Source organism: Rothia sp. P13129 (genome assembly GCF_048512865.1).
Classification (GTDB): Bacteria; Actinomycetota; Actinomycetes; order Actinomycetales; family Micrococcaceae; genus Rothia.
In genome coordinates this window covers 47,318-68,785 of sequence record NZ_JBLXYA010000002.1, presented here as the reverse complement: position 1 = coordinate 68,785, position 21,468 = coordinate 47,318, and the positions used below count along the sequence as shown (strand labels likewise).

Below are 21,468 nucleotides of genomic sequence, written 5' to 3'. Positions count from 1 at the left end.
GGAATTATTGATGAATAAATACCAAACCTTCAACTTTATATTGAATGACATTTATTCGATTTATGTGTATTTCAACTAGAAGAGTACCAACACTACGGAGGTTCTGTCGCTTTACATCTCAAAAAAACAGGATATTTTCTCGAAAAAGTAAGAATTGCACCCGAAGTTCAACTTTAAGTTGAACTATCGAGTCGTAGGAACCAAGGGGCTTGAGACATCAAAGACCTTAATCTGCTGATCCTCACCCAAAGCCTTCATAAGTTCAATAAGAACTTTAGCTTTAAGGTCACTGTCTGCTGTTGTCCCCCACAAAACCTGACGATCATCACCCATCATCAATGTAATCGTCGATGTAGAATCAGCTTTCGCCTCAGTCACCATAGACAACAAATCACGAGGCAAAGATTCAAGAACCCGAGTCACCGTTTTAAACTGTGGGGTATTCACAATAGCGCCACCACCAGCAATCAAAGGAACACCACTAGCCTCTAAAGAATCAACGCGAGAAAGCATCACGCCATCACTATCGACTAAAACAAACTCTGAGCCATCGCGAATCGCAGCCACCGGAATACGTTCATGTAGAGTAACAATCAGTTCGTGGGGAGCCCGAGCAGAAATAGAAACACCTCGAAGAATCTGTTGATGACCAATCAAATCAGACACCTCTTGATCACTCACACGAGTTAAAGGAACACCCTCTAAGCCACGTAATTTCTCCTCAACTGACGAACTCGACAACAAAGAAGCACCCTGCACAGTAATCGTTTTAATAGCCAAAAGCGGAGAGTAAAAAACTACACCAACGAATATCGCAGCAATGACCAGAAGACCTAAGAAGGTATAAATCCAGCGTTTAACTGACTCACGAGAAAAAGACCACACGCCAGATGACGAAGAGGAGGATGCCGCAGTATGAACAGCAGAACTGCTCTGTTGCCCTGTAGAAGAGCCTTTCGCCGCAGCGCGATTAGAACGCCATTGAGCAAAACGCCGAGAGTTCGCACTGACCAAAGAATCATCTTCTACAGGCTTCACCTTAGAAGAGTTAATACGAACGACAGGAGCGTCATTCGACGGCTGTCCATCCTTCAAAGTCGAAAGCTGTTCACGATCTTCAGACATACCTATACTTTCGCGCGTTTCGATAGACGCTCAACCAGTTCTGAACCATAAGCTGTTACGTCCCCGGCACCTACCGTCATGATGACGTCGCCAGGGCGAGCTTGAGAAATCATCTTCTCTAAAGCCTCCTCAGGCTGAGCATAATGTACCTCAGAGAAACCCGCCTCAGTAATCAACGCGCTAGTAACACCCTCGATAGGAAGCTCACGAGCCGGATAAATATCCAAAACATACGAGCGGTCTGCAGTCGATAAAGCCTGAGCAAACTCCTGAGCAAACTCCTGAGTGCGAGAAAAAAGATGCGGTTGGAACAACACATAGAGATTATGCCCAGCAGCAACTGTCCGTCCTGCTTCTAGTGCACGAAAAACCTCCGTGGGATGATGCGCATAGTCATCAAAAACTCTAATATCGTTGACAACTCCACGCAGGGTAAAACGACGGTCAGTGCCCTGAAATTGGGTCACTGCTTTGAGACTAGACTCAGCCTCATAACCGGCCAAAACACCGCAAATAAAAGCAGCTAAACCATTTAACTGATTATGTTTACCCGGAACATTGAGCACCAGCTGTCCGGCACCTTGTACGTTTTGCTCCCCTACCATAAAATCCCATGTCACGTGTGAAGAGCAAACGATACCGTCACTGGTAGTTTCGGAAAGACGCACGTGAGCATCTTCAGCCTCACCATAAGTAATCACAGAATAACCGGCTTCACGCGTACATGATGCTAAATCCCGAGCACCTGCATCATCGATACAAGCGATAAGAACACCATCCTCAGGCATCGAAGCAACGAACCGTGCAAAAGCTTCATACACTTTATCTGCTGTTCCATAAAAATCAATGTGGTCAGGTTCAACATTTGTTACCACAGCAATTTGAGGACGATAGCGCACAAAAGAGCCATCAGATTCATCAGCTTCAGCAACAAACCAAGAGCCCTGCTGGTTAGAGCTCAAATGAGCATTCGTACCGTAACCGGCAATCGTGGATCCAACAGCAAAAGAAGGGTCAGCGCCCAAAGCGCCCAGCGTTACAGAAATCATCGAGCTAGTCGTCGTTTTCCCATGAGTTCCAGCTACTGCAACAACTTCAGAAGTACCCATCGTTGCCGCTAAAGCCTCAGAACGGTGAAGTACACGAAGCCCTAGCTCCCGAGCTTTTACAAGTTCTGGATTATCAGCCATAATCGCCGTAGACACCACAACGGTATCAACATTCACAACGTTCTCAGCTGCTTGCGGAGTAAAAATCTCAATACCAAGTTCTCGTAAACTGTCCGTAACCGAAGACTCAGCACGGTCAGATCCAGAAACGCTCACCCCAGCCTGAACCATCAAACGGGCAATTGCAGACATACCGGCTCCGCCGATACCCACAAAGTGAACTTTTCCTAAAGAATCCAGCGATAAACGTTCTGGGAAAGGAGGAGTTAACGGATGTGGAAGATCTAGCTGAAGGTTCATCAAATTGTTAGTCATGCTTTACCGCCTTTAGTACTTCAGTTGCCATCGTAGAAGCCGCATTACGGATTCCTTGAGCATAGGATTTTTCTGACATGTCACGGAGTTTATTCGCATCTGCCAATAAAGCAGGAATATGCTCAACAAACCATTGAGTAGTAAACTCTGCATCTTTGACAAGGACTCCGGCACCGGATTGAATCAAAGAACGAGCGTTAAACTCTTGCTCCCCATTGCCAATAGGCAACGGAACAAAAACAGCGGGAACACCTACAGCAGCGACTTCGCTCACGGTAGCTGCTCCTGAACGAACAACTAAAAGATCCGCAGCAGCATACACATCTTCCATGCTGGTAATAAACTCTCGTTGCACATAACGTGGTGCTTCGAACAACATACCGTCAGGGGTTTTTATTGACTTGTCACGCCCTGTAATATGCAAGATCTGAAAATTCCACTGAGGCAATTCAGAAAGAATACCCTCAACAGTATCGTTTAGGCTCTTAGCTCCCAAAGAACCGCCCGTGACCACTAACGTTGGCAGTGACGGGTCAAGTCCTAAACGCTTTCGAGCGTCTTCTCGTAAGGATTCACGATCTAAAGACTCAATATTCTCACGCATTGGCATACCGACATGTTGCGCTTGAGCAATTTTGGTATCAGGAAAAGCTGTTCCAACAAAAGCAGCTCTCTTCGCTCCAAAAACATTCGCCATTCCTGGTTTTGCGTTAGCCTCATGAATCACGACAGGAACAGAAAGCATTTGAGCAGCAATATACATCGGAGGACACACATATCCGCCAACACCAACCACAACATCAGCCCCCGAAGACATCAGAATCTGACGGGCCTTTTGCACGCCCTGCATAAACTTTACGGGGAACTTCACCGCTGCCAGATTAGGCCTACGAGGAAAAGGAGCACGAGAAATAAAAGCTATCTCATACCCAGCTTGAGGAACGATGTCTGCTTCCAGTCCATCCTCTGTACCGACCATAAGAATTTTTGCGTCAGGTGATTGGCGAGTAACTTCTCGAGCAATAGCCAACATAGGGTTGATATGCCCGGCGGTTCCGCCACCTGCCAAAACAATGGAGGGGCTTATCGTCATGGGTTAAGTCTCCGTTCAATTTGTATGAACTTCAATTCTACGCCGGATCCTCTCACAACCCAAAGATTATTCTTCTCGACGAGTTCTACGGCGAGCTCCTTGAGCAGAACCCTGACGATGATTATTCGTACGTGAAGTCCGTCGTGATGCTTCAAATTCATTTCTACGATCTACGTGAGAACCCCGCTGAGCCCTATGCGATTGTTGTCTGAGATGGAACTGTTCGGACCTATCTCGACGTTGAGGATGCCGGTCTGCCCCACGACTAGCACCAGAGGTTCCTTGACCCACAGGTTTTTCTCGTTGTTCTCGAGACACACGAGGATTGCTCCCCCGACGAGAAGGCTCACCTTGAGGACGTCTCCGTTGAGAGGCCAAAGCCTCCTGGTAGCGACGAGGTTGAGAGCGTTGCGCAGAAGATCGTGAAGGATATTTTGAACCCTGAGGTGACGATGTTGAGACCGCCGCCGGCCCTAAGCCAAAGAAACCTAGTACAGATATAGATTTCTCATAGCGTTCAGTAAAAGGAGCTAACGGTTGGCGAAGACGTCGTTCTTCATCCCGAACGATTCTTCCCAGACGTGCACGACGGCGAGCATCCTTCTCATGAGATTTGGTAGAGAAGAGTTGCTCATTACCCGCTGTAATCGAAAGTAACGGGCTCTGCCGGGCAAAAGCGATAAGTATGCCCACCGCCAAAAGTGAGGTCACCAGTGACGAGCCACCATACGAGATAAAAGGTAGCGGAATACCGATCACGGGGAGGATTCCCGTCACCATAGCAATATTAATAGTTGCTTGGCTTACCAGCCATAGCATAATTCCGCCCGTAGCAAGAATGACGAAACGATCAGCACTACGGAGCATGATACGGACACAGCAGTAAATAAGCCCAAGATATAGAACGATGATCAATAAGGTGCCGACCAGTCCAAGCTCTTCACCAATGACCGCAAAAATATAGTCGTTATGAGCTTCGGGAAGATAATTGTATTTCTGGCGTGAACGGCCTAAGCCGACACCCCAAAAACCGCCCGTTGTCAAAGCTGCCAAACCTGCATCAGACTGATCACAAATTGAGCCTTGGCACTTACCAAAAAGCCCTAAAATACGTTGTAAACGGTTTGAACTCACCAATACTGAAGCAACACCGGAAACAGCAAAAATACCTAGAAGAGTAGCAAAAGACTTGGAAGTAATTCCTGAGAACCACAACATTCCTAAGAAAATAATGGCATAAACAATAACGGTACCGATATCTTTACCTAAGGTAATTGCACCGATAAGAGGCAACCCCCAAAGCACTTTCAAAGGAAAAGGAGATTTAGAATCTTCCGGAGAAAGTCTACGCTGGGATAAGACCCACGCCATCCAGATAACAAAAACAATCTTTGCCAGCTCAGACGGCTGAATTTGAATAAAACCGATATTCAACCAGTTGCGGTTACCACCAATTTCTTTACCAAATTGAGAGGTAAAAAGCTGAATGATTGTCATAATGGCAAGCAAAATATGCAGTATCCAGCCACGACGATAGAGCGTTACTGGTAAGTAAGAGAAAATACTCAAAGCAACGAAGCCAATCACCCCAAAAAGAGCTTGGCGTACCGCTTGGCTAAAAGGTGAAAGTTGAGCAGCAATAGCTTCAACGCTAGAAGCTGAAAGTACCATCATGATGCCAAAGAGTGTTAATCCCACGGCAATCAAAAAAAGCAATAATGCTACGTCACTAATTGAAGAGTTCTCAGCACGTCCACGAACACCCACGTACCAAGAAACTAAACGGTCACGAAAGCTCCTATGAGTGTGCTCTGATAAAGGTTCTGAGGCACCAGAAGAGTGTTCTGGGGTTGTCGTGCTCAAACTATTGTCCCTTCACCTAGCAGTTAACAATCGCTAGGGTTAGTGTTTTCACCTCCGGTTGAGGAAGAAGTGATGTCTTCTTACAAGAACCGGTTTTATTCGTCCTCTGTTGAGCTAAGTTTCTCTACCAGTTGCGTAACGGCCTCAATAAAACAGTCGCCACGGTCTGCATACGACTTAAATTGGTCCATTGAAGCAGCAGCAGGAGCCATGAGCACAGTGTCTTTTTCTGAAGCTAATTCATAAGCTTGAGCAACAGCACGAGACATAATGTCAGCGCCACTAGCAGATTTTTCTAGCTCATCAGTGACATTATAAAGCGGAACGCTGGGAGCATGCTTTGACAAAGCCTCGCGTAAGGAGAGCGTATCTGTACCAATGAGAATCACAGCTTTGAGACGATGTACATGAGAACGTACTAGCTCCTCATAGTCAACACCTTTTGAGAGCCCTCCAGCAATCCAAAGGACTGAATCAAAAGAGCTCAGCGAAGCGTGTGCAGCATGAGGATTAGTAGCTTTTGAATCATTAACCCACAGTACCGAATGGGTGTGAGCTACCGGTTGAATACGATGAGCGCCAGGTTCGAAACTCTTTAAACCGCGTTTAATATCTTGTGGAAGAACGCCAGCAGCACGGCATAAAGCAGCCGCTGCTAAAGCATTCTCAACAGTATGTTTGGTGGGAAGAGCACCAGTATCAGCAATTTCAGCAAGTTCTAAAGCCTCATGTTGACGGTTATCGGTAAACGCACGGTCTACCAATAATCCTTCAACAACGCCTAACATCGAAAGCGCCGGAGAATTTGCGTGGAAGCCGATAGCACGGCACCCTTCGAGAACATCGGCTTCTTCAACCATACGAATAATGTTCTGATGTTCAGCATGGAAAATACACGCCACCTGTGTATTTTCATAGATACGGGCCTTATCCGCAAGATAGTTCTCGTACCCTTCATGCCAATCAACGTGGTCTTCTGCAACGTTAAGCACTACAGAGGCAAGAGGAGACATTGAATGCGACCAATGCAATTGGAAACTAGACAGTTCCACCGCAAAATAATCGTATTCGACAGGATCTCTCAAGGCATCGAGAATAGGTGTTCCCACATTTCCCACAGCAACCGCACGGTACCCTGCCTGCTGAAGGATAGATTCCGTCATGCCCACCGTTGTTGTTTTACCGTTAGTTCCAGTAATACACAACCATTGTGGAGTTTTTCGTCCCTGACGAGTATTCAGACGCCAAGCAAGCTCCACATCACCCCATACCTGAATACCGTGTTCTTGAGCTTCAACGAACAACCCAAGGTTAGGGCGTAGCCCAGGGCTCGTGACAATAAGTTCAGGAAGCTGCCCGTTAACGAGAGGTAGATGATCCATCGCATCTTCAGATAAGAGCGCATCAGCTAGACCAACAATTTTAAGGGTCTGAACTTTTGAACGGTTTTCTTCAGTATCAGCATTATCAATCACTAATACCTCTGCGCCCAGTTCAATCAGAGTATCGGCAACAGAAAATCCTGAAACGCCAAGTCCAGCGACGACGACACGCAGACCTTTCCATGGTGCGTCCCAGCTCGTAAGGTTTTCAAGACGTGAAGATGAGTAGACGGGGTTCTCGTTGGTTGCACGCATAGTTCTAGTTTACTATCCCTCCGTGGCCAATCAGCCAGTCACCATAAAATACGCCAAGACCAAGCATGACAAAGACTCCAGCTATAATCCAAAAACGAATCACAACCTGAACTTCCGGCCATCCACCCAGCTCAAAATGATGTTGCAACGGAGTCATCCGGAAGATACGGTTACCTTTGGTTAGCCTAAAATAAGTTAGCTGCATTATAACGGTCACGGTAATCACGACAAATAGCCCTGCGAGGAGGACAAGAAGCAGCTCAGTTCTTGTCAAGATAGCGAAAGCGGCTAACGCCCCACCAAGCCCTAAGGCTCCGGTGTCTCCCATAAAGATTGAAGCCGGAGAGGTATTCCACCATAAGAATCCGACCAACGCACCGATAAGGGAAGCAGCAATCATCGCTAACTGTTGAGGATCACGAACTTCGTAGCAGACAGATTCGCCCGCTACACCGCTGCACAGGTGCTGGGTCTGCCACAGCGAAATCATCAGATATCCAGAAAACACCAGAATAGAAACACCAGTAGCTAAACCGTCTAAACCGTCGGTAAGGTTCACCGCATTACTCGTGCCGGTGATAATCAAATTGCCCCAAAGGATAAAAAGGAGTATTCCAATAATTGGGCCAAAGGTTAAGAAGTCAAACGCGGTGTCCCTCGTAATAGAAATCGCGCTAGAGGCTGGAGTGCGACCTTGAGCGTTTGGGAAGAGTAGAGCTAGACCGGTGAAGATAGTGCCTACAAGCCCTTGAAGAATAAATTTTTCACGAGGTTTAAGACCTTCAGACTGTTTCTGAGAAATCTTGCGTATATCGTCGATGAGTCCGATTCCTGCCATACCCAACATCAAGAATAAGGCCAATAGCGCGGAGGCAGAAGGTACCCACGAAGATTTGAAAAACACCGCGGTTATCACGAGCGATAGGAAGAATCCCAAAGCAGTTGCCAACATCATCACAAGCCCGCCCATAGTAGGGGTGCCCAGTTTCTTCTGATGCGATTCTGGACCTTCCTCACGGATGAATTGGCCATAACGATGACGGGTTAAATATTTGATGAGTATTGGAGTGCCGAAAATTGAAATCGTCAATCCAAAAGTTGCCGCTAAAAGAATGGGAATCATGCTGTGGTATCGCCTTCCGGCTTGTGTTGCACAAGAGTATTTTCGGTCATGTTCTGAATATCAAAATCTGAGTTTACCTGTTGCGAAGGCTCACCGGCGCTCAACCACTGTGTGGCGTTTGTGTCGCGTTCTTCACTGAGCAACTTCTCAACGGTAGCCACACGTTCTCCCAATTTTCCAAGACCGGCAGAGTGAGAGGATTTAAAGAGAAGAATATCTTCTGGCTGAGCTTCATGACGAATGAGTTGATAGGCCTCTTCTACAGTCGCAACCCACGTTGCCTCTTCTCCCCAGGAGCCTTCAAGGTGTGCTGCATTGTAAATAGGCTGAGCAATATCGCCGACAGCTACAATCTTCGAAATGTTCATCCGTACTGCGTAGCGTCCAAGTTTATCGTGTTCGGCAACAGAGACCTCACCCAGCTCAAGCATGGGCCCAAGAATAGCCCACGTCCGTCGCTGTTGAGTACGACCCAATTGAGCTAAGGCTCGTAAAGCTGCCACCATAGATTCGGGGTTTGCGTTATAAGCATCGTTAATGACGGTAATTCCATCGGGACGGTCCGTACGTTGCATACGCCAACGCGAAACAGCTTGAGAAGTATTAAGGACCTGTGCAATAGCCTCCGTAGAAATTCCTGCCTGATACGCAACACTAGCAGCAGCGAGAAGGTTGTATACGTGGTGCTCACCGATGAGTTGTGAACATACCTTATATGAGGAATGATCGGGGAAGACTAGAGTAAATTCTGGGCACCCATTGTTATTTGTTTGGACGTCTTGAGCGTATACACGCTCATAGTGTTGGTCTGTTTGCTGATTGTTTGTTCCGATACCAAAATAGGTGACGGGTGTTGTGGCTCGTGAGACCATTCGACGTACACGTTGGTCATCATCGTTGAGGCAAAGACTGAGTTTCACGCCTTCAGCAAGTTCGCCTTTAGTCTTTTCGATGTTGTCAACCCCACCAAATTCTCCAGCATGAGCTGTTCCAACTTTGAGGATGACTCCATAATCGGGGCGAACTATATTCGCTAAGTATTCGATATGGCCAAGACCGTCAGCTCCCATTTCAATCACTAAGTAACGGGTGTTCTCATCTGCTCGGAAAACAGTTAGAGGAACCCCAACTTCGCCGTTATAAGAACCAATCGGAGCGATGGTTTCCCCAGCTGTAGCGAAAATCTGAGCGAGAAGATCCTTGGTTGTGGTTTTACCGGCAGAACCGGTAATACCAACCACTGTTAGCTTAGATTTTTCACGCATCTTCTGAACACAGAATTCTGCTAAGCGACCCATTGCGAGCACCATGTCGTTTACCACAATCTGTGGGTATGGGGTACCGTCTTCTTGTTCAATGGGACGTTCAACTAATGCGAGGCTAGCACCGGTTTCAAAAGCAGCGGGAACGAATAGATGTCCGTCGGTCTGTTCTCCGGGCTTTGCAAGAAAGAGTGTGCTTTCTCGTACTTCACGAGAATCGGTTGTTGCAAAGTTGCACGTTATTTGTTGGGCAGCTTCAGTAGAGATTCCTTCTAAGCTACCGTCGGTTGCCTGAGCAATCTCTGTAGCGGTTAACGTAATCATATTGTGTTTATGCCTCCAACATTAGCTGATAGTCAGCAAGTACGCTGTACCCATAGCGGTTAAGTGCCCGAGCTACTTCTACCCTGTCGTCAAGTTCGATATCAACACCAGCAATATCTTGGGCTGTTTCATGTCCACGTCCAGCAATAAGGACAGAGTCCTGTTTGCCAGCTAGCGAAAAGGCATAATCGATTGCGTCAGCTCGAGGGGAAATGTTAAGTATCCGTTGTGCGCGGGCGCCAGATGCTTTTTCTTGTTCTGCGCCATCAACAACAGCTTGACGAATCGGTGTTGGGTCTTCGTCATGAGGGTCGTCGTCAGTGACGATGACAATATCTGCATATTGTGCAGCGATGCTACCCATAATGGGACGTTTTGTTTGGTCGCGGTTTCCGGTGGCACCAAAGACAATAATCACTCGCCCATTCTGTTCAGCAGGGTGTACCGCTTCTAGTGCTCGTTTGAGCGCGTCAGGGTTATGTGCGAAATCAACGATAGCGGTGGGGGCTTCTCCAATCAACTGCATACGTCCTGGAACGACGGGGGTGAGGGTTTGTGCGCATTGCAAAACTTGTTCTAGTTCTGTCGTATTATGGCCTGATTCATAAACCATGACGGCAGCTAATGATGCGTTAGAGACGTTGAAGTCTGCTGGTAATTGTGTTTGTAAGTTCAGTTGGGTTCCATCTGTGCGAACTACGGTAAAACGGTGTCCGATGCCGTGGCGTTCGACGTTGAGAAGTACCCAGTCTTGTGGGTTAAGCCCTGTCGGTGCATGTTCGTATCCTGCGCCGGCATTTGTGTAGAGTGCTACGACGTGGTCAGCTCCCATTGCTTGGCATGCTTGCTGGTAGATGTGTTCACCCCAAGCATCATCAACGGTAATAACGGCCCGAGCTGAACGTTCTGGGGTAAAAAGCTCTGCTTTAGATGCGCAGTAGCTTTCCATATCTCCGTGTAAATCGAGATGGTCTTGAGTCAGGTTAGTAAACCCTGATACGTCGTATCGGATGCCGTCGACACGTCGGTAGTCTAAGGCATGCGAAGAGACTTCCATTGAGGTCGCGCCAATGCCTCGTTCTCTCATTAAGGCAATAAGTGAGTGTACATGTGGGGATTCTGGCGTAGTCAGTTTTGAGGGGATAGATTCTTGTCCTGCAAGAATCTCGATAGTTCCGATAAGACCGGTTGTATTTCCAAGACTTTGCATTATGGAGTTCACCATATATGTTGTGGTGGTTTTTCCATTGGTTCCGGTAACAGCAAAGAGCGTCGGAGCGCTGCCGTCTTGAGGTTGAGATTGGTAGATGTAGCCAGATAATGGTCCGATGAGCTCGCGCAGTTCTTCGCATCGGATAACCCCTAATGTGAGCTCTTGAGCTGACAGATTTTTCGCTTTGAGGATTTCTAGACCTTGTGTATCAGTAAGTATCGCTGAAGCTCCTTGGTTGATTGCGGCTTCAACGAATTTTGCGCCATGAGTTTGAGCTCCGGGGATAGCGACGTAGAGGTCTCCTGATTGGACTTCACGGGAGTCCATTGTGATTCCAGTGATATGTGGTGTATCAGTGAGCAGCTGGGCGGGGTGTCCCACGTTTATTAGGTAATCAACCAATTCTTGTGCGGAGCGTCCGACGATATGTTGCGGTCGGAGGCTCTGAGCGGTTCCTTGACCGGTTGGTTCCTCAGTGCTCATAGTATTCTGCGCTTTCATAATATTCTTATTTTATAAGGTTGCTGGAATTTTCGTGAGTTAAAGACTCTTTTACCCTATCGAGTCTTGTTTTGATTCATCTTTTTCGGCAAATTTTTGGATTTCCACTGGTTCACTGGTTGAGTGCGGAACGTTATAAGTGCTCAGCACTTTTTCCATGATTTGCGAGAACTGTGTAGCAGCACCAGCAAGACCAACGTTATATGCGTTAGCATCTGGACGCTGAATCGTTACGCTGACCAAAAATTGTGGATTTTCTAGGGGTGCTACCCCCACAAAAGAGGTAGTGTACCCGTCGTACCCTGCTTTAGTTTCACTGGGTGCTTCTGCGGTACCAGTTTTTCCGCCCACTCGGTATCCTGCTACTTGGGCACCTTTTGCATTTTGTAGCACCACGTTTTCCATTAGGCTCAGGGTTTCTCGTGCTGCTTTTTCGGAGATGATTCTTTCTCCAGGCTCAATAGGCATCATTTCTTCGGTACCGTCGGCATCGATGATAGCGTCAACAATTCTTGGCTTCAGCTTGATACCTAAATTACCCACAGTTTGGTAAATCAAAGAGGTTTGTAGGGGTGTTTGAGCAACACCTTGGCCAAAGAGTACGGTGTATTGTTGGCGGACATCCCAGTCTTTCCAAGAGGCTACGATTCCTTGGTTTTCGCCGGTTAGCTCAATTCCCGTATATTCGCCCAAACCATATTTCTTAAGCCAGTCATAACGTTGTTCAGGAGTCATTTTCTTTCCCGCAAGAACAGTTCCGGTATTCATAGAGTCGGTAATGATGCCAGAGAATGTGCGTCTCTGGGGAGGATGTTCAAACGAGTCAGTAATGGTCTGCCCATCGATGACGAGTTCGGCAGGTACATCAAATACTGTTGTGGGTGTGACGAGGCCTCTATCAAGTAAGGCTGAGGCTGTAAGAATCTTTTCTGTTGAGCCAGGCTCTGTAGCTTGAGTGATGGCGCGGGGGTTCATGTCAGCGTAAGTGAATTTCTGTGACCCGGGGTCCATAGTACTGGAGTCTGCTAAAGCCAGAATTGAACCATCTGTTACGTTCATAACGACGGCGGTTGCCCATTCAGCTTTAAGTTCGTCGGCTCGTGCTTTTACAACTTGCTGGGCGAAGTATTGGATGTCTTGGTTGATGGTTAGACGCACATTTTTTCCGTTGACGGCGGGGATATTATGTTCGTCGCCAACGGGGATACGCACACCGGTTGCACTAATCTCGAAGCTACGTTCTCCATTTTTTCCGGCTAGAGTTTCGCCGTATACGCGTTCAATACCTACGGAGTTGTTTTGAAGTTCAATCTCATCTGAACCTTCAACTTTAGCTTCAACCATTTGAAAACGTCCAACAACGGAGCCACCTACTGCCCCATTAGGATAAAGGCGCTCAGAGGTAACTTTTCCGTACACAAATGTTGCGCCTAAGTCACTAACAGCGTTATAGACCTCCGGTGTAACGTTGTCTTTAACTACCGAATATTTTCTATCACCGTCAAGTGCAGCTTTAACGTCTGAGTCTGACATTTTTAACAAATCAGCCAGCTCATACACTAATTGGCTCGGAGTAACGAGTTCCGTCTCATTCTGGTCTTTACTGCCTTTAACGTAACGACGAAACGGCGCAACGGCACTCTGATCGACGACAACAGTGTAACGTTGAACGGTTCGAGCAAGAATATTCCCGTTAATATCAAGAATCTGACCTCTTAAGGCCGGAATTTCTTGCGTTCGAATTCTTCGCTCTTTAGCCTTTGCCGCAATACCGTTTGGGTCAAACCCTTGAAGATATAAGAGACGCGCACTGAAAAGACCTAAACCGGCGGTGCCGATTGCACTCGCTAAAAAGGCACGACGGCCGATTGCCCGACGTTCTGTCGGCCGTGAACTAGGTACGGGTTTCCTAGTTTCTTTTTCGTTCATCGCGTTTCCCTTAAACTCTCTCAACCTCTGGTCTTAGCACTACCATAACCGGCTAACACCATACCTATTCTTCCACAGCACTCTCAAGTTCACGCGACAAGTATTTGCCTACTTATAACACGTAGAATCTTTAAACCATCATCCTGCCTGAAAACAACATAGTTGAACCTCTATGACCGTGAGCGAAGGTGTCATATCCCAGTTATTAGTGGTTTGCATCTGGCGCAGAGGGATGAGGGGCAGGCTGTTGTGACGGCGAGGCAGAAGGAGGAGCATTTTCCTGCCGTTCATGCTGCTGACGCTGAGCTTTCTGCTCAGCTTCTTTCTTCTGACGTGCAGCTTCTTCTTTACGTTTCTGTTCTGCACGTTCTTTTTTGAGCTGTTCAGCAGCTCGTTCGCTAGCCTTAGCATACGCTTCGGTGTCATACAAGGCAGGTGGGCTAATCAGATTTTTACGATGGTCTTGACCTTCAACTTTTGCCGCAGGAACAGGAGTTCCGCTCAGCTGCCCTGTTTGCAAGTTCAGTGTTGTTGTCACGTCTGTTGCAACAAGCCCTAGTTGAGATGCACGCACCGCTAAATCTTGAGGTGCTTTATCGTACTCAATTTCTTGAACTAGCGCCTCATTTTTTTCAATCAGACTTTTTTCTTGCGCACGAAGATCGAGAAGTTCGTACTGTCCCTGCGCCGTGAGAATGTTAAGCCATAGGATAATTCCGAGGGCAAAAGGAATAGCAAGGAACCCGAGGATAATCAGCATTCTACGGTTCTTAGGCGCAGCACCTGGAACTAAAGCCGGCCGAGCTTTAGCAGAAGATACACTCACAGAATCAGAGACGAGCCGCAAATGTCGCTTTGACGAAGAATTTTTCATATTCTGCCCTCGACGAGGAAATTGAGGTTCAGCACTCATCTAACGCCCTCCTCCCTGATTCATCTTAACCTTTTCAGCAGCTCGTAATTTTGCACTAGCTGCCCTCGAATTTTCGCTAATTTCTTGTTCACTCGGCGGTTCTGCACCACGAGTAATAATTTTTAGCTCCGGTTTATGTTCTTCAAGCTCAACGGGAAAACCTTTAGGCGCACTAGAAGTCGCTTTTCGTACCATCGCTTTTTTAACAAGCTGATCTTCTAAACTGTGATAGCTCATCGCGACAAGACGCCCACCAAGATTTAGCGCATCGATAGCTGCTGGAATCGCTCGAGATAAAGCATCTAATTCATGGTTAACTTCGATACGCAAGGCTTGAAAAGTTCTTTTTGCAGGGTGCCCGCCCTGACGTTGAGCAGCGACAGGAACAGCACGTTGGATGGCGCTGACAAGCTCTCCTGTTGTTACTAAAGGTTGCTCTTGACGGGTTTTAACAATCTCTGAGGCAATACGTGAGGCGAATTTTTCTTCTCCCCAAGAACGAATGATACGACGTAGCTCTTCAACAGAATATTCATTCACGATACGCTCTGCAGTGAGTTCTTCAGTAGCGTCCATACGCATATCTAATGGTGCATCATAGGAATAAGCAAACCCGCGTTCGCGCTCATCTAGTTGCATAGAAGAAACACCAAGGTCGAAGAGCACACCATCAACAGAACTTAAGCCCAATGATGAAAGAACATCTGGAATTTCATCGTATACAGCGTGGATAGGTTTAAATCGTGAACCAAAGCGTTGGAGTCGCTCCCCCGCGATACGGTGAGCTTCAAGATCACGGTCAATACCAATAACGGTTAGTTTTGGGAAACGTTCAAGCATCGCTTCGGTATGCCCACCCATTCCTAACGTCCCGTCAATAGCATAAGCGTTATCACGGCTGATAGCAGGTGCAAGAAGCTCAAGGCAGCGGCCAAGCATAACGGGGATGTGCCTCTGATGGGCTTCTTTGCCGAGTGCGGCGCCGTCAGTCACTTTTGCTCCTTCACGTTATGACCTATAACGTTTTCATGATGTTGGTGGTTCGTTGAGGCGGTATCTTTAGGTGCTTATAAGATGAAACCTTCTAAAGCTTCTTCATCTGTTGCAGAAAACTCATGTTCCTTCGCTGCAAGGTATGTTTCCCATACTTGAGAATCCCAAATCTCAGCTCTGCTACCGGCACCGATAACAGTTAGTTCTTTCCCCAAACCTGCATACTCGCGCAGGTTCGTGGGAATAGTGACTCTTCCCTGTTTATCAGGTACTTCATCAGAAGCACCCGATAAGAACACACGAATATAGTCACGGGATTGTTTAGATGATATGGGAGCCATCCTCATCCGCTCATGAATTTGTTGAAACTCTTCTAGAGGGAAAACGTAGAGACAACGTTCTTGCCCTCGAGTTAACACGAGCCCATCAGCCAAGGAATCTCTAAAACGTGCAGGGAGGATAATTCTCCCCTTAGCGTCAAGACGAGGTGTATATGTTCCTAAAAACATTAGTACACCTCACATTTCCTTGGTTTCTTCATGCACTTAAAGGATGAAAACTACAACCATGTTGTTTCGCCTTACCCCACTTTACTCCACTTTCCTCCCCAGTCTACCCAAATACCCGCATTTCTCGATGTTTTTAAGAGTTTTCACATATCTTTTGCGACGACACCCAGGTAAGCAACAACAAAGCATCATTCCCCACTCCTACAACACCTCAACACATAAAAAACGGCGGTATGGTCACCCATACCGCCGTTTACTTCAAGAACCTAAGAAAAACTACAATCCACCGTTTTGACGTTTATCCCATTTCTCTTCTAAATCTTTCATAAAACGTGAGGTATTTTTTGAGGAAGAACGCACCTTTGAAGAAGAAGTCTTTACCGCAGCCTTAGAGGAATCTTTTAATGTCGCAACATAAACTCCAACACCGGTAATGACACAACCAAAAACACCAAGAAGAATAAGTTTTGTGCTGACACCAGCCAAGACAATACCAAGCCCAACAAGAGCAATCAAAACACCAAGAACTAAATGCCGAGCAGAATACGTCACAACAGAAGAAGTCTCAGAGGAAGACATGGAGCTTGCAAATTTTGGGTCTTCCGCGTTGAGCTGCTGTTCAAGCTGCGCTAGCAACTGTTGCTCACGTTCCGAAAGTGGCATATTGCTCCCCTGTCTTCATAATTATTGATGGGATACAAGAGACAAAGTATCTCTTTCTCAAACTCTCTCCTCATCATACAGAAGCATTATCTCCAGTGCTATGGATACACCAAGAATAATGAGGGTTATTTTCTTCTCACCCACATCCTACGATGTCTCATCTTTTTCTGAGAGAGAAGAATTCAATAATTTTGCGGGCATGATGCCCTTAACTCCGAAACGTTCATGGATTTGATCCATCATTTCTTCTGTTCGACGCCAGTTGTCTTCCCTTCCGAATGATGTTGAGCCAGAAAGAGAATTCTCGTACTGTGATTCTCGATCAAAGAGAGCGCCTTGAACACCAGTTTCTATATCGCGCAGGTTTTCTGCTCTTACACCAATCAGACGAATCCTTCGATGAGCAATACCGTTACTATCAAAGATAGAAAGCTCCCGCATTTTATCTAAAGCGACAGTATAAATTTTTTGCCCAGAGTTCGTACCTTCTGAAGAAGAGGTGGAACGAGTTACTGTATGAAAATCTGAGTATCGAATTTTAATGGAAATCGTTGATGCGTATTTACGAAGTTTGCGGAGTCGAACACCTAAAGATAAAGATATTTTCAGCAATTCCTGTTGTACCTGCTCGCACGATGAAACATCTTGATAAAAAGTGTGTTCTGCCCCCACTGACTTCTCTGGACGTTGAGGGATAACCTCGCGAGGGTCAAGACCTCGAGCAATATCATAAAGATGAGAGCCTGAACTCGCACCAAAACGTGAAATAAGGAAAGGACGGGAATAATCGCGCAGCTGGGATACAGTGTGCACACCAATATCAGCTAATAGCTGCTGTGTTTTAGCTCCAACTCCCCACAATTTTTCAACCGGCAGAGGATCCAGAAAATCTTGCACCTGATGAGGAGCAATAGCCCATAAACCATGAGGTTTACTTGCAGAAGAAGCCATCTTAGCAATAAATTTTGTAGGACCTATCCCCACCGAACAAGGTAAAGATAATTCACGCATGATTCTTTGCCGAATATGATGAGCAGTACCCACGGGGTGTCCCAAAGTACGAACGGTACCACTCAAGTCGACAAAGGCTTCGTCAATACTTATCTTTTCAACCAGCGAACTATAACTTTTCAGAATATTCATCATCTGATGAGAATAGTGGGCATAATCTGCGCTCGGCGCAAGAATAATAGCCTGCGGACATAACGATTTTGCCCTCAGAAGTGGCATTGCCGATCGGACACCATAAGCACGTGCAGAATATGAGGCAGAAAGCACCACAGAGCGAGCGCTTTCTTTCGCCACAATGACGGGTACATCCGTCGTATAGTTTCGATGAAGCAACTCAGCATTCACGAAAAAAGCGTCCATATCAAGGTGCATAATGATTCTTGAGGGTTTTTCTGTCATCAGAACACCACCTAAATAGAACATATATTCGATATAACGCTACTAAGAGCATATAACTTTTGACAGCTTCTAGGAATCAACACCCGGAGAGTTCTTGTATTACAGTAGATTTTCTTTCAAGACCTCCCCTAAAATGGGGAGAGTTTACTCCCCTCATGCTCAAGGATCACCATTGGCTCATAACGCTCCAAACCAGACGATTGCAGAACAGGTCCGTGTAGAACAAGAAGCTTACCTTCAAGCGGTAGAAGACCATATGCAAGCGTTTTTCACGAGCCAAGAACGGCTTCTTCACAAGATTTCTATTGAGTCGGTTGAACTTCTGAATGCTATCCGTAGGCTCTGCTCAGGAGGAAAGAGAATTCGTGCGCTCCTAAGCTATTGGGGTTATCGTGGCGCAGGTGCACACGATATCTCGAATGAAATTGTTAAAGCAGGCGTGGCCATCGAATTATTCCAAACGGCAGCGCTGATTCACGACGATATTATTGATCGTTCAGATACTCGACGTGGCGCACCATCAGTGCACCGCGGATTTGAATACGAGCATCAGAAGCAACAGTGGCTTACGTCTTCAGAAAATTATGGTACTTCTAGTGCCATTATTGCAGGAGATTTGTGTCTATCGTGGTCCGAGATGATGTTTAGTTCTATCGGAGACAAAGCATTATGGGGTTCTGAAGCTCGACATATCTTTGACCTCATGCGCACTGAAGTGATGGCAGGTCAGTACCTCGATATTTTCAACGAGGTAGTACCGTCAAGAGGTTACCAGCAGTCTTTGCAATATGCCCGCAATATTATCCGTTATAAATCTGCAAAATATTCATGTGAGCACCCGTTATCTTTAGGTGGAGCGCTCGCCTTGAACATTTCTTCGGATGAGTCGAGCTCCTTACTTGAGCAATACCGTTCTTTTGGGTTGCCATTGGGTGAAGGTTATCAGCTTCGAGACGATGTATTAGGTGTCTTTGGAGAGCCACAAGAGACAGGAAAACCTGCCGGTGACGATCTTAAAGAGGGAAAGCGGACGGTACTCATCGCTCTTGTCGAGAAGAACGCTCCTCGAGAACATTGGGAATTATTGAATTCTCAGTTGGGGAACCCCGAGCTGAATGACGATGAGATTTCTCAGCTACGAAAGATTATTACTGATTCTGGTGCGCTTGCAGAGGTCGAAAAAGACATCGAAAGTACCAGAAATGAAGTATTTTCAGCTTTAGAGAGTATGCAGATTGATGAGCTCACTCGCGTTGCTTTAGCTGGCATTGTGTCGAAGATGTTGCATCGACGCTCATAGGCTCTTATGTATCTGGGGGTCCTGTACGACGAGATGGAAAATGGTGGTGTAGCTATCATAGATTCTACGATAGCTACACCACCATATGATGTATCTGATGTTTTTTACACCGTAAGAGGCGTTACCAAGCTAACGCGCTAGCACGACGACGAATCTCGGTTTTCCGTCCTTGATGTAACGCATCAATAGGACGGCCAGGTAGGGATTCATCCTCAGTAAATAGCCATGTGATAGCTTCTTCGTCACTGAACCCAGCGTCTTGAAGAACGATTAACGTTCCTTTAAGAGATTCCAAAACGTGTTCTTCTCGGAAGAAGAATTCTGGGACTTTACGAATCTGAGTTTCTGGGTCGCGAAGAGCTAAAAGCGCACGTTCTGCGATAAGAGAGTGTACGCGAGTTACCTTAATATCAAGTAGCTCAGCGATATCGGGGATAGTGAGCCAATTGCCCACAAGGTCAAAAATCTGTGCAGTAGTTTTTTCTTCAGTCACAGTTAATGAGTCTGCCAGATATTGAGAAATTTTTCCGTGCTTTAGAGCACCTCAAAGGATTTTATTCGCTAAGAATGAAGATATTTTCACCCTATCGACAGTTTTGAGCCTAGTAGTATAGCTACATGAGTAAATCACGTTCTGACGCATGGCTCACTGGAAAAACTTTTGGCCAACGCTATCAACTCGGCAAAAAAATCGGCGAAGGGGGTATGGCAGAGGTTTATTATGCTACGGACGTGTTCTCTCATAATCCTGTGGCTATTAAGGTTTTGTCTGCTCGTTTTTGTTCAGATATTTCACAGCAGCAAAAATTTTTTAGAGAAGAACGTTCTCTTCGCAATATATCTCATGAGCATGTCGTGGGTGTTATTGATTCTGGTGTTCAAGAGGAACAAGGCTATCAGCTGATGTTTCTTGTTCTTGATTATGTGCACGGTTGCACATTGCAAGATTTGTTAAACCATCGTAAGGTTCTCACACCAGCAGAAATGTTTGAGATTATTCTGCCAGTAGTTGAGGGTCTTTCTGAGGTCCATGCACACGATTTGATTCACCGTGACCTCAAACCAAGCAATATTCTTCTCTCTGCAGATTATCGAGACATTAAACTGACAGATTTTGGTTTGACCCGACGTGCTGACCAGACGTGGACAGGTGAGCTGATGGGCACGCCGTCATTTGTTGCCCCAGAGATTGTCACGCCCGGAGCTGAGGTGGGAGTACAAGCAGATATTTTCTCTCTGGGGATTATCATGTACCGTACGCTCAGCGGCAGACTTCCCTTCGCAGAGTGTTCAGATGATCAGCAGGTTATCTACCATAATGTGAAGACGGAACTACCAGACATCAATAAATATGCTCCGCAACTTGATCAGAGCATTTCAGGAATCATCAAATGGTGTACGCGTAAACCGGCGAGAGCGCGCCCGTCTCACGCTACCGAGCTTTTTGAAATTCTCCAACAGGTTCATTCAGATTTATCACCTGATGCGTTGAACTATAGACAGACAGATGATGCACTTCCGAGCAGAAGTCTCTGGGAGGACGTTGCACAGCTGACGGCGGCAGGTCAACCTTTGGAAGAATCGCAGAACCTTATCTTTACTGCTTTTAAAGAAGTCGATAAAAACTTAAAGTTCGCAGACTCTCGCACGTTCGAAGACGCCAAGTCAGAAAATACTTATTATTCTGATAGTTCAGTACGAGACACAACAGCAGAAAATTCCGACGATACGTCCGCCCTAAGCGCTCAATATTATCTTCCACAAGGGCCTGCTGAGTCTTCTCACCCGATAGTGACCCCGCCTCAACAAGCTTTTCATACTCATCCTACAACTCGTCGCAAGCCCCCACAGTCGTGGACTCGAAAGCCTACTCTGCCTGTATGTATAGGAATAATGCTCGTCTTTATTCTCACATACACTATCGCAGGTTTCCTAGGGCAACAGCTAGCGGTGATTCTCATACAATCTCCGCTCATTCCGCATCTCAACGCTTTGCCGGCACTGCCGAGCGAAGGACTTCTCTTTGAAAGCTTTTGATAAAAAGCTCAGACATTAATAGTTGAGGGGCAATAGAATTTTTTCCTACTGCCCCTCAACTATTGAAAATATTATTTTTTAAATACCCT

17 protein-coding genes are annotated in these 21,468 nt (G+C 46.4%); 2 read left to right on the top strand and 15 right to left on the bottom strand.

All coding sequences use genetic code 11. From position 1 onward, the window contains the following. Positions 1-183 precede the first annotated feature (183 nt). The 14 genes from ACN081_RS02295 to dinB form a co-directional block, all read right to left on the bottom strand. Positions 184-1,125 (bottom strand): cell division protein FtsQ/DivIB, encoded by a 942-nt coding sequence (locus ACN081_RS02295; protein WP_419106827.1) that lies wholly within the window; start codon positions 1,123-1,125, stop codon positions 184-186. Positions 1,126-1,127: 2 nt separating this feature from the next. After that, positions 1,128-2,609: a UDP-N-acetylmuramate--L-alanine ligase gene (murC, locus tag ACN081_RS02290; protein ID WP_419106826.1), complete on the bottom strand. Its 1,482-nt coding sequence runs from the start codon at positions 2,607-2,609 to the stop codon at positions 1,128-1,130. After that, a complete protein-coding gene (gene murG, locus ACN081_RS02285) occupies positions 2,602-3,702 on the bottom strand; it encodes an undecaprenyldiphospho-muramoylpentapeptide beta-N-acetylglucosaminyltransferase (RefSeq protein WP_419106825.1) in 1,101 nt (366 codons plus the stop codon). Before murG ends, murC begins: the two co-directional genes overlap by 8 nt. A 66-nt stretch (positions 3,703-3,768) precedes the next feature. After that, positions 3,769-5,565 carry an FtsW/RodA/SpoVE family cell cycle protein gene (locus ACN081_RS02280; protein WP_419106824.1) on the bottom strand — a complete coding sequence of 599 codons (1,797 nt, stop codon included), beginning with the start codon at positions 5,563-5,565 and terminating at the stop codon, positions 3,769-3,771. A gap of 95 nt (positions 5,566-5,660) precedes the next feature. Further along, the gene (gene murD, locus ACN081_RS02275; RefSeq protein WP_419106823.1) at positions 5,661-7,202 is read right to left on the bottom strand and encodes a UDP-N-acetylmuramoyl-L-alanine--D-glutamate ligase; all 1,542 of its coding nucleotides are present in this window, start codon (positions 7,200-7,202) and stop codon (positions 5,661-5,663) included. Positions 7,203-7,206: 4 nt separating this feature from the next. Beyond that, complete coding sequence (mraY, locus tag ACN081_RS02270; protein WP_419103007.1) at positions 7,207-8,325, bottom strand: phospho-N-acetylmuramoyl-pentapeptide-transferase; 1,119 nt, start codon at positions 8,323-8,325, stop codon at positions 7,207-7,209. Next, the gene (locus ACN081_RS02265) at positions 8,322-9,911 is read right to left on the bottom strand and encodes a UDP-N-acetylmuramoyl-tripeptide--D-alanyl-D-alanine ligase (protein ID WP_419106822.1); all 1,590 of its coding nucleotides are present in this window, start codon (positions 9,909-9,911) and stop codon (positions 8,322-8,324) included. The genes mraY and ACN081_RS02265 overlap by 4 nt, the downstream gene beginning before the upstream one ends. A gap of 7 nt (positions 9,912-9,918) precedes the next feature. Beyond that, positions 9,919-11,607, bottom strand: coding sequence for a UDP-N-acetylmuramoyl-L-alanyl-D-glutamate--2,6-diaminopimelate ligase (locus ACN081_RS02260; RefSeq protein WP_419106821.1), 1,689 nt, complete (start codon positions 11,605-11,607; stop codon positions 9,919-9,921). A gap of 69 nt (positions 11,608-11,676) precedes the next feature. Next, a complete protein-coding gene (locus ACN081_RS02255) occupies positions 11,677-13,554 on the bottom strand; it encodes a peptidoglycan D,D-transpeptidase FtsI family protein (RefSeq protein ID WP_419103004.1) in 1,878 nt (625 codons plus the stop codon). 205 nt (positions 13,555-13,759) lie between these two features. After that, entirely contained in the window at positions 13,760-14,467 is a 708-nt protein-coding gene (locus ACN081_RS02250) for a hypothetical protein (protein WP_419103003.1), read from the bottom strand. Next, positions 14,468-15,460 carry a 16S rRNA (cytosine(1402)-N(4))-methyltransferase RsmH gene (gene rsmH, locus ACN081_RS02245; RefSeq protein ID WP_419106820.1) on the bottom strand — a complete coding sequence of 331 codons (993 nt, stop codon included), beginning with the start codon at positions 15,458-15,460 and terminating at the stop codon, positions 14,468-14,470. It lies immediately after the preceding gene. Positions 15,461-15,534: 74 nt separating this feature from the next. Further along, complete coding sequence (gene mraZ, locus ACN081_RS02240; RefSeq protein ID WP_419106819.1) at positions 15,535-15,969, bottom strand: division/cell wall cluster transcriptional repressor MraZ; 435 nt, start codon at positions 15,967-15,969, stop codon at positions 15,535-15,537. Between the two features lie 276 nt (positions 15,970-16,245). Next, positions 16,246-16,632 (bottom strand): DUF3040 domain-containing protein, encoded by a 387-nt coding sequence (locus ACN081_RS02235; protein WP_419106818.1) that lies wholly within the window; start codon positions 16,630-16,632, stop codon positions 16,246-16,248. 147 nt (positions 16,633-16,779) lie between these two features. Then, positions 16,780-18,042 (bottom strand): DNA polymerase IV, encoded by a 1,263-nt coding sequence (gene dinB, locus ACN081_RS02230; protein WP_419106817.1) that lies wholly within the window; start codon positions 18,040-18,042, stop codon positions 16,780-16,782. Positions 18,043-18,214: 172 nt separating this feature from the next. Between dinB and ACN081_RS02225 the strand changes: the two genes are divergently transcribed. Beyond that, positions 18,215-19,342: a polyprenyl synthetase family protein gene (locus ACN081_RS02225; protein ID WP_419106816.1), complete on the top strand. Its 1,128-nt coding sequence runs from the start codon at positions 18,215-18,217 to the stop codon at positions 19,340-19,342. A gap of 121 nt (positions 19,343-19,463) precedes the next feature. Here ACN081_RS02225 and ACN081_RS02220 read toward each other — a convergent pair whose 3' ends face one another. After that, entirely contained in the window at positions 19,464-19,796 is a 333-nt protein-coding gene (locus ACN081_RS02220; protein WP_419103096.1) for an Rv2175c family DNA-binding protein, read from the bottom strand. A 164-nt stretch (positions 19,797-19,960) separates the two neighbouring features. On the opposite strand from ACN081_RS02220, the gene ACN081_RS02215 reads away from it, so the two are divergent. Continuing rightward, positions 19,961-21,379 (top strand): serine/threonine protein kinase, encoded by a 1,419-nt coding sequence (locus ACN081_RS02215; RefSeq protein WP_419106815.1) that lies wholly within the window; start codon positions 19,961-19,963, stop codon positions 21,377-21,379. Positions 21,380-21,468 lie beyond the last annotated feature (89 nt).

Bases quoted from the DNA above. Each gene is read 5' to 3' on its own strand.
- ACN081_RS02295 (WP_419106827.1), bottom strand. From the start codon at position 1,125: ATGTCTGAAGATCGTGAACAGCTTTCGACTTTGAAGGATGGACAGCCG.
- murC (WP_419106826.1), bottom strand. From the start codon at position 2,609: ATGACTAACAATTTGATGAACCTTCAGCTAGATCTTCCACATCCGTTA.
- murG (WP_419106825.1), bottom strand. From the start codon at position 3,702: ATGACGATAAGCCCCTCCATTGTTTTGGCAGGTGGCGGAACCGCCGGG.
- murD (WP_419106823.1), bottom strand. From the start codon at position 7,202: ATGCGTGCAACCAACGAGAACCCCGTCTACTCATCTTCACGTCTTGAA.
- mraY (WP_419103007.1), bottom strand. From the start codon at position 8,325: ATGATTCCCATTCTTTTAGCGGCAACTTTTGGATTGACGATTTCAATT.
- ACN081_RS02265 (WP_419106822.1), bottom strand. From the start codon at position 9,911: ATGATTACGTTAACCGCTACAGAGATTGCTCAGGCAACCGACGGTAGC.
- ACN081_RS02260 (WP_419106821.1), bottom strand. From the start codon at position 11,607: ATGAGCACTGAGGAACCAACCGGTCAAGGAACCGCTCAGAGCCTCCGA.
- ACN081_RS02255 (WP_419103004.1), bottom strand. From the start codon at position 13,554: ATGAACGAAAAAGAAACTAGGAAACCCGTACCTAGTTCACGGCCGACA.
- ACN081_RS02250 (WP_419103003.1), bottom strand. From the start codon at position 14,467: ATGAGTGCTGAACCTCAATTTCCTCGTCGAGGGCAGAATATGAAAAAT.
- mraZ (WP_419106819.1), bottom strand. From the start codon at position 15,969: ATGTTTTTAGGAACATATACACCTCGTCTTGACGCTAAGGGGAGAATT.
- ACN081_RS02235 (WP_419106818.1), bottom strand. From the start codon at position 16,632: ATGCCACTTTCGGAACGTGAGCAACAGTTGCTAGCGCAGCTTGAACAG.
- dinB (WP_419106817.1), bottom strand. From the start codon at position 18,042: ATGACAGAAAAACCCTCAAGAATCATTATGCACCTTGATATGGACGCT.
- ACN081_RS02215 (WP_419106815.1), top strand. From the start codon at position 19,961: ATGAGTAAATCACGTTCTGACGCATGGCTCACTGGAAAAACTTTTGGC.